The sequence below is a fragment of the Streptomyces sp. NPDC002671 genome (genome assembly GCF_053592475.1).
This window is the reverse complement of sequence record NZ_JBSFVU010000035.1, coordinates 58,100-70,153: the sequence shown is the minus strand read 5'-3', so window position 1 is coordinate 70,153 and position 12,054 is coordinate 58,100. Positions and strand designations below refer to the sequence as shown.

11 protein-coding genes and 1 rRNA gene are annotated in these 12,054 nt (G+C 70.6%); 2 read left to right on the top strand and 10 right to left on the bottom strand.

The annotated features are described in order from the left end of the window. A 16S ribosomal RNA gene (locus tag ACWD35_RS36880) occupies positions 1-88 on the bottom strand; the annotation flags it as partial. Positions 89-655: 567 nt separating this feature from the next. Beyond that, positions 656-1,663: a stage II sporulation protein M gene (locus tag ACWD35_RS36875; RefSeq protein WP_451355727.1), complete on the bottom strand. Its 1,008-nt coding sequence runs from the start codon at positions 1,661-1,663 to the stop codon at positions 656-658. A gap of 172 nt (positions 1,664-1,835) precedes the next feature. Here ACWD35_RS36875 and ACWD35_RS36870 point away from each other — a divergent pair, with 172 nt between their 5' ends. Beyond that, on the top strand, positions 1,836-2,777 hold the full coding sequence (locus tag ACWD35_RS36870; protein WP_451355726.1) for an RDD family protein: 942 nt from the start codon (positions 1,836-1,838) through the stop codon (positions 2,775-2,777). Between the two features lie 41 nt (positions 2,778-2,818). Here the strand turns inward: ACWD35_RS36870 and ACWD35_RS36865 are convergent, their stop codons facing one another. The 8 genes from ACWD35_RS36865 to ACWD35_RS36830 all read right to left on the bottom strand — a co-directional run bounded on the left by ACWD35_RS36865 (position 2,819) and on the right by ACWD35_RS36830 (position 11,278). Then, complete coding sequence (locus ACWD35_RS36865; RefSeq protein WP_451355725.1) at positions 2,819-3,433, bottom strand: hypothetical protein; 615 nt, start codon at positions 3,431-3,433, stop codon at positions 2,819-2,821. Positions 3,434-3,620: 187 nt separating this feature from the next. Then, on the bottom strand, positions 3,621-5,078 hold the full coding sequence (gene ahcY, locus ACWD35_RS36860; protein WP_451355724.1) for an adenosylhomocysteinase: 1,458 nt from the start codon (positions 5,076-5,078) through the stop codon (positions 3,621-3,623). 305 nt (positions 5,079-5,383) lie between these two features. Beyond that, positions 5,384-6,364 (bottom strand): cation diffusion facilitator family transporter, encoded by a 981-nt coding sequence (locus ACWD35_RS36855; RefSeq protein WP_451355723.1) that lies wholly within the window; start codon positions 6,362-6,364, stop codon positions 5,384-5,386. 173 nt (positions 6,365-6,537) lie between these two features. Beyond that, positions 6,538-7,689, bottom strand: a complete 1,152-nt coding sequence (manA, locus tag ACWD35_RS36850; RefSeq protein WP_451355722.1) for a mannose-6-phosphate isomerase, class I — start codon at positions 7,687-7,689, stop codon at positions 6,538-6,540. A 99-nt stretch (positions 7,690-7,788) separates the two neighbouring features. Then, a complete protein-coding gene (locus ACWD35_RS36845; RefSeq protein ID WP_451355721.1) occupies positions 7,789-8,916 on the bottom strand; it encodes an SIS domain-containing protein in 1,128 nt (375 codons plus the stop codon). A 92-nt stretch (positions 8,917-9,008) separates the two neighbouring features. Then, positions 9,009-9,179 carry a Trm112 family protein gene (locus tag ACWD35_RS36840; protein WP_007382472.1) on the bottom strand — a complete coding sequence of 57 codons (171 nt, stop codon included), beginning with the start codon at positions 9,177-9,179 and terminating at the stop codon, positions 9,009-9,011. A gap of 179 nt (positions 9,180-9,358) precedes the next feature. After that, the gene (locus ACWD35_RS36835) at positions 9,359-10,723 is read right to left on the bottom strand and encodes a phosphomannomutase/phosphoglucomutase (RefSeq protein WP_451355720.1); all 1,365 of its coding nucleotides are present in this window, start codon (positions 10,721-10,723) and stop codon (positions 9,359-9,361) included. Positions 10,724-10,852: 129 nt separating this feature from the next. Next, positions 10,853-11,278: a DUF3499 domain-containing protein gene (locus tag ACWD35_RS36830; protein ID WP_094216539.1), complete on the bottom strand. Its 426-nt coding sequence runs from the start codon at positions 11,276-11,278 to the stop codon at positions 10,853-10,855. 301 nt (positions 11,279-11,579) lie between these two features. Here ACWD35_RS36830 and ACWD35_RS36825 point away from each other — a divergent pair, with 301 nt between their 5' ends. Next, complete coding sequence (locus ACWD35_RS36825; protein WP_451355731.1) at positions 11,580-12,032, top strand: metallopeptidase family protein; 453 nt, start codon at positions 11,580-11,582, stop codon at positions 12,030-12,032. Positions 12,033-12,054 lie beyond the last annotated feature (22 nt).

The following is a 12,054-nucleotide window of genomic DNA, read 5'->3' as shown; positions in this document are numbered from 1 at the left end:
TCCACCCCGAAGGGCTTCATCGTTCGACTTGCATGTGTTAAGCACGCCGCCAGCGTTCGTCCTGAGCCAGGATCAAACTCTCCGTGAATGTTTACTCGGCCAGAAAATTAATTCAGCCGGTGCACACACACGAGAGCGGAACCACCGGAGGAATAGTCCGGCGGTTCACAGCGTCCTCGCTGTGTTTTTTCAAAGGAACCTCGCCCCAGCAGATGCTGGAGACGGGGTATCAACATATCTGGCGTTGACTTTTGGCACGCTGTTGAGTTCTCAAGGAACGGTCGCTTCCTTTGTACTCACCCTCTCGGGCTTTCCTCCGGGCTTCCCTTCGGTTTTTCCGACTCTATCAGATCTTTTCTCGATCCGATTTCCTCGGCGCTTTCCAGGTTGCCGCTCTCGCGGTTTCCTTTCCGGCTGTTCCGACTTTATCAGAAGTTCTTGGCCGGTCTGACCGGCCGCTCATTTCTGAGTAATCGGAGGGTGGCTTTCGAGAGTGCGGTTGGCAACTTCTCGAGAAGCAGATGGATTCTAGATCGTTGCCGGACCTCTTGTCCAGTTCCAGGCAACTATGTGAATCTACCTCCCCGCTCCACCCGTGTCAACGGGTCTCGTGGGGCAAAGAGGAGACTAGCAGCTCACAGGGGTCGGACGCACATCAGGCGGCCGTCGGGACGGCGGCGCTGCGTTCCGCCTCGTCGACGTCACCCGTCTCGCCGACACGCACCGCACGGCCTCCGAGGACGTAGACGTACGCCAGAAATGCCAGCTCGGCGACTACTCCGATGGTGATCCGGGCCCAGGTGGCCAGGCCAGAAGGGGTGACGAAGCCTTCGATGGCGCCGGAGACGAAAAGGACCAGAGCCAGGCCGATCGCCATGCCCACTGCGGCTCGGCCCTCTTCCGCGAGGGCGTTGCGACGGGTGCGAGGGCCCGGGTCGATGAGGGTCCAGCCCAGGCGCATGCCCGTTCCGGCGGCGACAAAGACCGCGGTCAGTTCGAGCAGGCCGTGCGGGAGGACCAGGCCGAGGAAGGTGTCGAGGCGGCCGGCGGAGGACATCAGGCCGATGCCGACGCCCAGGTTGAGCATGTTCTCGAAGAGGATCCAGAGCACGGGCAGGCCCAGGAATACGCCCAGGACCAGGCACATCGCCGCGGCACGCGCGTTGTTCGTCCACACCTGGGCTGCGAAGGAGGCCGCGGGGTGGCTCGAGTAGTAGGTCTCGTACTCGCCGCCGGGGCGGGTCAGGTCGCGCAGTTGCGCGGGCGCGCCGATGGATGACTGGACGTCCGGGTGGGTGCCGATCCACCAGCCCAGGAGGATCGCGATGACGGTAGATATGAGCGCGGTGGGCACCCACCAGTGCCGCGCGCGGTAGACCGCGGCGGGGAAGCCCTGTCCCAGGAAGCGCGTGACATCGCGCCAGGAGGCGCGTCGCGTGCCGGTGACGGCGCTGCGCGCGCGTGCCACGAGTTGGCTGAGGCGTCCCGTCAGTTGTGGGTCGGGGGCGCTGGACTGGATGAGGGACAGGTGGGTGGCCGTGCGCTGGTAGAGGGTGACGAGTTCGTCGGCTTCGGCTCCGTCGAGTCGGCGCTGGCGGCGGAGCAGGGCGTCGAGGCGGTCCCATTCGGCACGGTGTGCGGCGACGAAGACGTCCAGGTCCATCGGGTCTGCCTGCTCCTCGGCTGGTCACCGACTGCTCGTCGTGGATGCTCGTGGTGCTCGTGGTGCTCGTGATGCACGGTATGCGTGGACAGCTTGTCGTACTGCGGCGCGATGCGCCCTCAGCTTGGCAGACTTGCGGTTCACGAGGCAGACCAGGGGAAGGGCGGCGGGCGTGAGTGAGCTGGTGACGGGCGAGGCGGTGGCCCTCGAACTGCGGCCCGCGAAGCTGCCGAGCAGGGCGCTGGCGGTGTTGCTCGACCTGGTCGTGGCCGTGTTCGTATACGTCGGTGTGACCGCGGTGCTGGTGGCCTCGACCTCCTCCTTGGACGACGCCGCACAGGTGGCGCTGTCGATCGCGACCTTCCTGTTGGTGCTGGTCGGGGGGCCGATCGCGGTGGAGACGCTCAGCCATGGGCGTTCGCTGGGGAAGCTGGCGCTCGGGCTGCGGGTGGTGCGGGACGACGGCGGGCCGATCCGGTTCCGGCACGCGTTGGTGCGGGGCGCGATCGGCGTGGTCGAGATCCTGATGACGTTCGGGGTGATCGCCTGCATCGCCTCGCTCGTGTCTGCACGGGGGCGGCGGCTCGGCGACGTATTCGCCGGCACCCTGGTCGTACGCGAGCGGATTCCCGCAGGTCGTGCGGGGGCCGTTCCTCCGCCGCCGCCGTGGCTCGCCGGACGGTTCGCCGGGCTGGACCTGTCGACGGTGCCGGATGGGCTGTGGCTTGCGGTCCGGCAGTACCTGACCCGGATGCAACAGCTCGATCCGCAGGTCTCCTGGGCCATGGCCCAGCAGCTGGCGGGCGACCTCGCGGCTTGTACGGGTGCTCCCGTGCCGCAAGACGTTCATCCGGCTGCCTTCCTGGCGGCCGTGGTGCACGAGCGACGGTCCCGTGAGGCCCGGCAGGCGTTCGGCGCGGGTGCTGCCGGTGCTTACCCGGCCGGCCGGCCGGCGCCTGCGCCGCAGCCGCCCGCTACGTATCCGTACCAGCCACAGCCGTATCAGCCGCAGCCCCAGCCTCCCGTCGCCCAGCCGACCCCGCCGCAGGCGGCACCGCCGCGGGACGAGCCGCCGGCCGATCGCCCGGCCACGGGGTTCGCGCCCCCGGCATGACGGCTGTCGCCGGGTAAGTCAGCCGAACGAGTCGGCCCCGCTCAGTCGAACGTCGACGGCGGTGACTGGAGGTCCTCCAGCTCGATCCCGGGCGCGGACAGGACCACGTCGCCGGCGATGTGGACGGTGTGCCGCTCGCCCGTGTCCAGGGCTGTGACCTGGTATTCGTCCACGGTCAGCGGGCCGTTGTCAGTGGCGTGTGCTTCGCTGTTCACCAGGGCCCAGGACTGGTCCACGGTGCGGGGGGCGAGGACCGGGTCGGTGAAGGCCACGAGGCGTACGCGGGTCGCGCCGGACGAGGGGGTGAGGCGCAGGAGACGGGTGGTGGCGACGAGGAACGCGGGGGACGTGCCGGTGAAGGCGTGGGCGCGCACATTGCCTTCGGTGGCATGAGTGCCGGTGGGGTCGGTGCGGACCCAGGTGACGCCGTCGAGAGCGGCGCCGCGCACCTGCCAGCTTCCCGCGTGGAGTTCGAGGCGGATGGGGCGGCCGAGCTCGTCCAGGGCGAGGTCGACCGAGCCGCGGTGCTCGCCGGCGGGGGTCGTCAGCTGGGAGACGTAGCGCCAGCCGGAGGGGCCGGGGGCGCACTGGAAGTGCTCTTCACCGAGGGGGGTGTGATCGTGCGGATCGTGGAGCGAATAACGGCCGCGGGGCATGGGGGTCCTGAGTTCTGACGGCTGACCGGTCCGGCCAGTGGGCTGCTGCCTGCCGGAGACCAAAGGGGCAGGCCCCCGGCACGGGGGTGCGGGGGCCTGCCTCGGTGGATCTGCGGACCTGCTGCCGGGGAGAGTGCGTCGGTGCACCGGCGCACGCCCCCGGCGGCGGGGCTACGGGATCGCTGGATCAGTAGCGGTAGTGGTCCGACTTGAACGGGCCCTCGACCTCGACGCCGATGTACGCGGCCTGCTCCGGGCGCAGCGTGGTCAGCTTGACGCCGAGCGCGTCCAGGTGGAGGCGGGCGACCTTCTCGTCGAGGTGCTTGGGCAGCACGTAGACGCCGATCGGGTACTCGTCGGGCTTGGTGAACAGCTCGATCTGGGCCAGGGTCTGGTCCGCGAAGGAGTTGGACATCACGAACGAGGGGTGACCGGTGGCGTTGCCCAGGTTCAGCAGGCGGCCCTCGGACAGCACGATGATCTTCTTGCCGTCCTCGAAGGTCCAGGTGTGGACCTGCGGCTTGACCTCGTCCTTCACGATGCCCGGGATCTTCGCCAGGCCGGCCATGTCGATCTCGTTGTCGAAGTGGCCGATGTTGCCGACGATGGCCTGGTGCTTCATCTTCGCCATGTCCGAGGCGAGGATGATGTCCTTGTTGCCGGTGGTGGTGATGAAGATGTCGGCGGTCTCGACGACCTCGTCGAGGGTGGTGACCTGGTAGCCGTCCATCGCCGCCTGCAGGGCGCAGATCGGGTCGATCTCGGTGACGATCACACGGGCGCCCTGACCGCGCAGGGACTCCGCGCAGCCCTTGCCGACGTCGCCGTAACCGCAGACGACGGCGGTCTTGCCGCCGATCAGGACGTCGGTGGCGCGGTTGATGCCGTCGACCAGGGAGTGGCGGCAGCCGTACTTGTTGTCGAACTTCGACTTGGTGACGGCGTCGTTGACGTTGATCGCCGGGAACAGGAGGTCGCCGTCGCGCTGCATCTCGTACAGGCGGTGGACACCGGTCGTGGTCTCCTCGGTGACACCACGGATCTCGGAGGCCAGCTGGGTCCACTTCTGGGGGTTCTCGCCCAGGGTGCGGTGCAGCAGCTGGAGGATGACGCGGTGCTCGTCGGACTCGGCGGTCTCCAGCGCGGGGACCTCACCGGCCTTCTCGTACTCGACGCCCTTGTGGACGAGGAGGGTGGCGTCGCCGCCGTCGTCCAGGATCATGTTCGGGCCGCCGGTCGCGGCGTCCACCCAGGTCAGCGCCTGCTCCGTGCACCACCAGTACTCCTCCAGCGTCTCGCCCTTCCAGGCGAACACCGGGATGCCCTGCGGGTTCTCGGGGGTGCCGTTCGGGCCCACCGCGATGGCCGCCGCAGCGTGGTCCTGGGTGGAGAAGATGTTGCAGGACGCCCAGCGCACCTGCGCACCCAGCGCCGCCAGCGTCTCGATCAGCACGGCCGTCTGGACGGTCATGTGCAGGGAGCCGGTGATACGGGCGCCGGCCAGCGGCTGCGTGGCGGCGTACTCCTTGCGGATCGACATCAGGCCGGGCATCTCGTGCTCGGCGAGGGTGATCTCCTTGCGGCCGAACTCGGCCAGGGAGAGGTCGGCGACCTTGAAGTCCTGTCGGTTGTCGACAGTCGTCATTGCGAGCTGCTCCTCGGGGTTGGGGCGAGGTGGATACGGCTGGTCTGCGCGGCGGCGGACACAGGGGTGCCCTGGAAAGAGCACAGGCATGCCCACGTACGCGCAGCGCAGTCCGTCGGAGGCCCTCTCTCCCTCGGTCGGTCCGCTCCGGGACCGCCCGACCGCCATCAGCAGCGACGTCTGGCTCCGTCCCAAGCTACACCGGTGGACCCGGCCGACCCCAGTCCGTCTCCGAAGCATTCACTTGGATCACGAGGGAGAGACGAGCCGGGATTCGAGTGCGAACCCCGTTGGGGGCCTGGGGCTCAGTGCCCGGTCGTGTGCGGGGTCGGGCCGCCCGGGGTCGCCTCCGGGTCGGGGCCGCGGCGGGCCTCGGCCTCGCTATAGATGTCCGGCTCCAGGTAGATGACGCGGGCGATGGGAACGGCGGCGCGGATGCGGGCCTCGGCCGCGTTGATGGCGTTCGCAACCTCGGTGGCCGTGTCGTCGTGCTGGACGGCGATCTTGGCGGCGATGAGCAGTTCCTCGGGGCCGAGGTGGAGCGTGCGCATGTGGATGACGCGGGTGACGGTGTCGCCGTCCACGATCGCGGCCTCGATCTTCTTGACCTCCTCGATGCCCGCGGCCTCGCCGAGCAGCAGCGACTTGGTCTCGGCGGCCAGGACCAGGGCGATGGCGATGAGGAGGACACCGATGCAGACCGTGCCGATGCCGTCCCAGACGCCGTCGCCGGTGATCAGCGCGAGGCCGACTCCGCCGAGGGCGAGGACCAGGCCGATGAGGGCGCCGAAGTCCTCCAGGAGGACGACCGGCAGCTCGGGGGCCTTGGCGCGGCGGATGAACTGCGCCCAGGACAGCTTGCCGCGCAGTTCGTTGGACTCCTTGATGGCCGTGCGGAAGGAGAAGCCCTCGGCGATGACCGCGAAGACGAGGACGCCCACCGGCCAGTACCAGTTCTCCAGCTCGTGCGGGTGGCGGATCTTCTCGTAGCCCTCGTAGACGGCGAACATGCCGCCGACCGAGAAGAGCACGATCGAGACGAGGAAGGCGTAGATGAACCGCTCGCGGCCGTAGCCGAACGGGTGTTGCGGGGTGGCCTCGCGCTGCGCGCGCTTGCCGCCGACGAGGAGCAGGAACTGGTTGCCGGAGTCGGCGAGCGAGTGGACGCCCTCGGCGAGCATCGAGGACGAGCCGCTGAACGCGAACGCCACGAACTTCGATGCCGCGATCGCGAGGTTGGCGCCGAGTGCCGCCACGATCGCCTTGGTACCGCCTGACGCGCTCATCTGTCCGCGTTGTCCCTTCGCCTTCGTACGCCTACGCCGCGCCTCTACGCCGCAAGTCCACGCCGTAGATCCACGCCGTGCGGGCGCCCGCCGTCGCCTTTGCCCGCCCTTTGCCGGTGGGTCATTCTTGCAGCACGAGCGGGCGGCGACGCGTCAGGTATCCACAGCCCCGGTCATACGATCACAGTGGCCCGGAAGACCGTGCCCGCGCCGGACACCTCCGCCGTCTCCCCCGCCGGGACGAACACCGACTGCCCGGGGCCCAGTTCGTGCTCGCCCGCACGGACCGTACCGGCCGTGCACAGCAGGATCTGCGGCGTGTCGCGGGTGAGGTCGTGGCGGGTGCCGCCCTCGGGGAGGACGTAGCGGGAGAGCCGGAACTCGTCGATCGGCGTCTCGTACACCTCCTCGCCGTCCGGGGAGGCCTCGGGGCGCAGCACGCCCGCGTCGCCGGCTTCGAAGCGGACGATGCGCAGCAGTTCGGGGACGTCGACGTGCTTGGGGGTCAGACCGCAGCGCAGGACGTTGTCGGAGTTGGCCAGGATCTCGACGCCGAGGCCGCTGAGGTAGGCGTGCGGGGTGCCGGCGCCGAGGAAGAGGGCTTCGCCGGGCTGGAGGCGGACGTGGTTCAGGAGCATGGCCGCGATGACGCCGGGGTCGCCCGGGTAGTGGTGGGCGAGGTCGGCGTAGGGGACGTAGTCGCCGCCGAGGCGGGTGCAGGCGGCGGTGGCCTCGGCGACCGTGTGGGCCATCTCCGCGGGGTCGGCGGTGAGGATCGCGGTGAGCATCTCGCGCAGGGCCGCGCCCTCGGGGTGGGCGTGCAGCAGGTCGACGTACGGCTTGAGGGAGTCGACGCCGAGCCCGTCGAGCAGGTCGGCGGCCTCGGCCGGGTCGCGGAAGCCGCACAGGCCGTCGAACTCGGTGAGGGCGCAGATCAGTTCGGGCTTGTGGTTGGCGTCCTTGTAGTTGCGGTGCGGGGCGTCCACGGGGATGCCGCGCCGCTCCTCGTCGGCGTACCCCTCCCTGGCCTGCTCCAGGTTGGGGTGCACCTGGAGGGAGAGCGGCGCGCCAGCGGCGAGGATCTTCAGGAGGAACGGCAGCCTCGGGCCGAACTTGGCCACCGCACCGGCGCCCAGCTCGCGCTCCGGGCCGGCGTCGATGACCTCGACGAGCGTTCCGCGCGCGGTGCGCGAGGGGGCGCCCGGGTGCGCTCCCATCCACATCTCCGCCTGCGGTTCACCGGTCGGCTCGACGCCGAGCAGGTGCGCGATGGCGGTGGGGGAACCCCAGGCGTAGGGGCGGATGGTGTTGTCGAGGCGGTCCATGTCTTCTCTCTGCTGGTTGTCCTGCGTACGGCGCCGGTTCACCGGGTGTACGGCTGCCAGGGAGCGGCCCGCCGGAGTGGCGGGGCGTCATGGTCCAGATCAGGCCCTCGAAGCGAGCGCCAGGTAAACGGCGGCGAAATCCGTGACGGCGATCAGTTCCGCGAGGGTCTCCAGATCGCCGCCGTCGTCCGGCTCGAGTTCGCTGATCGGCGTGTCGTGGGTGAGGGCCAGATCACGGGCGGCGGGGGCGGCCGTGAGACCGCTGGCCGGGCGGTCGCGGAGCAGCACCACGCGCGCGTGCAGCGCGGGAGCCTCCTCCACGCGGTCGCGGAAGAAGTCGTCGGGGTCGGCGCTGGCGGCGAGCGGGCCGGCCAGCAGGGCGCTGTGCGCGGCGAGCGCTTCGGGCAGTTCGGCGACCAGGGCGGGGCGGCCGGCGAGTTCGGCGAGGGCGTCGGCGAAACGGCGGCCCGCGGGACCGGCCGAGGCGCCTTCCGTCCACACCACCGGGAGGGCGTCGGCGAGTTCGGCGGCGAGGGTCTTGGCCGGATTGCTGTACGTCGCGATGGCCGGGCCGCAGCGTTCGGCGATGTGGTCGAGGCGGTCGGCGACCTTCTCCAGGGCCTCGGGCGGGGCGCCGACCAGGCCGACGCGGTCCAGCAGCGCGAGCAGCGGGGTGAGCAGCGCCCAGAAGACGCCCGAAGAGGAGGCGGCGAGCGGCTCCTCCTGGTCGTACGGCGTGGTCGCCATCGGTACGAACAGTCCGTGCGCGCCCTCGATGGCTTCGGCGAGCGGGGTGTGGGCGGGGGCCACGGCGACGACCGAGCAGCCGCGGCGGTAGGCCTGCTCGGCGAGCAGGGAGAGGCTGGGTTCGGTCCCGTCCGGGGTGGCGATCAGCAGTAGGTCCACGGAGCCTGCCCAGCCCGGCAGTTCCCAGCGCAGGGCACCGGCGGCCGGGGCGACACCGGTGGGGGCCAGTCGGGTGACGGGGCTGCCGGGGCCGGCCAGGTTGCCGATGAGGTCGGCGGTGTGGATGGCGGCGGCTCCGGGCCCGGCGATCAGGACGGCGCGGGGGCGGCCGTCGGGCTTGAGGTCGCCGACCCCGGCCTCGATGGCGTGCCGGGCCGCGGTGCGGACGCGGGCGCCGGCCTCGGCCGCGCCGCGGAGGAGTCCTCGGCGGTCGGCCTCGGCGAGGCCCTCCGGGGTGTCGAGCAGCGATTCGTCCAGCATGGGCGGAAGCCTCCGATCGCCGGGGGTCCTGTGTGGGTGAGTCCTTTGCAGAGGGAGGGTGCCTCGTCTGCAGAGGGATGGGCGCCCTGTCGTTACGCCGGGCGGCGGGCCTCGTCCACGAGGAGGACCGGGATGCCGTCGCGGACCGGGTAGGCGAGGCCGCAGTCCTGGCCGGTGCAGATCAGCTCGGTGTCCTGCTCCTTGAGGGGGGCGTGGCAGGCCGGGCAGGCGAGGATCTCCAGAAGGCCGGCTTCGAGCGGCATGGGGTGTCCCTTCGGAGGGCGTGTGTACGACTGTGGATGTGCCTGGTCAGCGTACCGCCGGTGGGCAGGCTGAGGTGGGCTGCCGTGCCGACCGGAGGGCGCCGCCCCCCGGACCCCCGCCCATGCCCACCCGGCACCCGACTCGGCCGGCTGGAAAGCCCAGGTACGCGCCCCGGGCATCAACCCCGGATGATCGCCAGCGCCTCGTCCCTGATCTTCGTCATCGTCGCCTCGTCCTTCGCCTCCGCGTTCAGGCGCAGCAGCGGCTCCGTGTTGGACGGGCGGACGTTGAACCACCAGTCGGCGGCGGCGACCGTGAGGCCGTCGAGGTCGTCCAGGGTCACGTCGGCGCGGTTCTCGTACGCGGTGCGGATCGCGGCGAGACGGGCCGTCTGGTCGGCGACCGTGGAGTTGATCTCGCCGGAGCCCGCGTAGCGGTCGTACTGGTCGACCAGGGCGGACAGCGGGCCGTCCTGGCCGCCGAGGGCTGCGAGGACGTGCAGGGCGGCCAGCATGCCCGTGTCGGCGTTCCAGAAGTCCTTGAAGTAGTAGTGGGCCGAGTGCTCGCCGCCGAAGATCGCGCCCGTGCGGGCCATCTCGGCCTTGATGAAGGAGTGGCCGACGCGGGTGCGGACCGGGCTGCCGCCGTTCTCCCGGACCACCTCGGGGACCGTGCGGGACGTGATCAGGTTGTGGATGACCGTGCCCGAGCCGCCGTTGCGGGCCAGTTCGCGGGCAGCGACCAGCGCGGTGATCGCGGACGGGGAGACCGGGTCGCCGTTCTCGTCCACGACGAAGCAGCGGTCGGCGTCGCCGTCGAAGGCGATGCCGAGGTCGGCGCCCTCCGCCGGGACCCGCTTCTGCAGGTCGACGAGGTTCGCCGGGTCGAGCGGGTTGGCCTCGTGGTTCGGGAAGGTGCCGTCCAGCTCGAAGTACATCGGGACGAGGGTCAGGGGCAGGCCGGCGAAGACCGTGGGGACCGTGTGGCCGCCCATGCCGTTGCCGGCGTCGACCACGACCTTCAGGGGGCGGACGGCGGTCAGGTCGACGAGGGAGCGCAGGTGCGCCGCGTAATCCTCCAACGTCTCGCGGGTGGTGAAGGTTCCCGGCTCGGCGACCGGCTCGGGGGCGTCCGACTCCAGCCACTTCTCGACCAGTTCGCGGATCTGCGTGAGACCGGTGTCCTGGCCGACGGGGGCGGCGCCCGCGCGGCACAGCTTGATGCCGTTGTACTGCGCCGGGTTGTGGGAGGCCGTGAACATGGCGCCGGGCAGGTTCAGCGCGCCGGAGGCGTAGTAGAGCTGGTCCGTGGAGCACAGGCCGATCTCGGTGACGTCCGCACCGCGGTTCGCCGCGCCGCGCGCGAAGGCGCGGGACAGGCCAGGGGACGAGGGGCGCATGTCGTGGCCGACGACGATGGCCGCCGCGCCGGTCACGTCCGTGAAGGCGGCGCCGAAAAGTTCGGCCAGTGACTCGTCCCACTGGTCCGGGACCACTCCGCGTACGTCGTACGCCTTCACGATCTGCGACAGATCAGCAGACACGGCCAAACCCTCCATGAACGTCCTACGGGTGCCCACAAACTACCCGTCGGGGGTAAGGGTCCGGTGTACGGACGCCATGTGGTTCGGCGGTGGACAGTGGTGGACCTGGCGCCGGGACGGTTCCGTCGCTCAGTTGTCCGGGGAACGCAGGACGCGCAGGTGGCCGCGGCGGGCGACCTCCATGGGGTCCGCGGTGCGCCCTCCGCCGCCGCCCGCCTCGGCCGCGCGCTCCTGGGGGCGGGCCGCCTCGCGCACGGCGTTGGCGAGCGCTTCCAGATCGTCGCCGCTGGGCCGCGCGGGAGCGGAGCCGTCGAGGAGGCGGACGACCTCCCAGCCGCGCGGGGCGGTCAGGCGCTCGGAGTGCTCGGCACACAGGTCGTAGCAGTGGGGTTCGGCGTAGGTGGCGAGCGGGCCGAGGACCGCGGTCGAGTCGGCGTAGACGTACGTCAGCGTCGCGACGGCGGGTCGGCCGCAAGCGGTGCGCGAACAGCGACGTACAGGGCTCACGACGTTGGACGGTACCGCACTCTTGAGCGGGCCGCGACGACTCTCCACCAGGTCACTCCACCGTGTCGTACCGTGAGACGCACCACACCCCCCTCCGAACACGCCTCGTTGACCTGCGAGGACGGGCCCTGACAGGGACTTGCACGGGCCCCTGTCCGGTCATGAGTCGGTACAAACACCGTCAATTGCCTTGAGTTCGGCGGTCTTAGGGGGTTACGGAAACGAGCCAGACCTTGGCCGAAACGGTCAGCCCGAGACATGGCCGAGAATGACCGGTCACCGTGGCCGGGGGCGGGTTGCCGTGTGGAGCCGGGCGGGCGGAGCGTGCGAGGACTACGCTTCACCGGTGATGGACAACCGAGTACCTCCCCCTGCCGTCGGCCCAGGGCCCCGTCGCCGTGATCGCCACGGACGGGGCATGCGCGGGCCGATCGCGCCGCCGCAGGTGCCGCTCGCGGCCAGCAGGGCCGAGGTGTTCGCGGACCTGGTGCAGGACTCCGTGGAGCGCCTCGAACGGCGCTGGCCGCAGCTCGCCGAGATCGACTTCCTCGTGCTGGAGGTGCCCCGGCTGGAGGGGCAGGCCACGGAGGCGTGGAGCGACGAGGCCGTGCCGCTGGGCGGGGTCGTCCCCGCGCGTGAGGGGCGCCGGGCGCGGGTCGTGGTGTACCGCAGGCCGGTGGAGATCCGCACCAAGGGGCGGGACGAGCGGGCCGCGCTGGTGCACGAAGTCGTCGTAGAGCAGGTCGCCGAACTGCTGGGGCTCACTCCCGAGACCGTGGATCCGCGGTACGGGGAGGACTGAGACCGGGGCGGGGCCTGGGCGA

What these genes read in the sequence shown, in the direction of transcription:
- ACWD35_RS36875 (WP_451355727.1), bottom strand. Translation starts at nt 1,663, where the DNA reads ATGGACCTGGACGTCTTCGTCGCCGCACACCGTGCCGAATGGGACCGC.
- ACWD35_RS36865 (WP_451355725.1), bottom strand. Translation starts at nt 3,433, where the DNA reads ATGCCCCGCGGCCGTTATTCGCTCCACGATCCGCACGATCACACCCCC.
- ahcY (WP_451355724.1), bottom strand. Translation starts at nt 5,078, where the DNA reads ATGACGACTGTCGACAACCGACAGGACTTCAAGGTCGCCGACCTCTCC.
- ACWD35_RS36855 (WP_451355723.1), bottom strand. Translation starts at nt 6,364, where the DNA reads ATGAGCGCGTCAGGCGGTACCAAGGCGATCGTGGCGGCACTCGGCGCC.
- manA (WP_451355722.1), bottom strand. Translation starts at nt 7,689, where the DNA reads ATGGACCGCCTCGACAACACCATCCGCCCCTACGCCTGGGGTTCCCCC.
- ACWD35_RS36845 (WP_451355721.1), bottom strand. Translation starts at nt 8,916, where the DNA reads ATGCTGGACGAATCGCTGCTCGACACCCCGGAGGGCCTCGCCGAGGCC.
- ACWD35_RS36840 (WP_007382472.1), bottom strand. Translation starts at nt 9,179, where the DNA reads ATGCCGCTCGAAGCCGGCCTTCTGGAGATCCTCGCCTGCCCGGCCTGC.
- ACWD35_RS36825 (WP_451355731.1), top strand. Translation starts at nt 11,580, where the DNA reads ATGGACAACCGAGTACCTCCCCCTGCCGTCGGCCCAGGGCCCCGTCGC.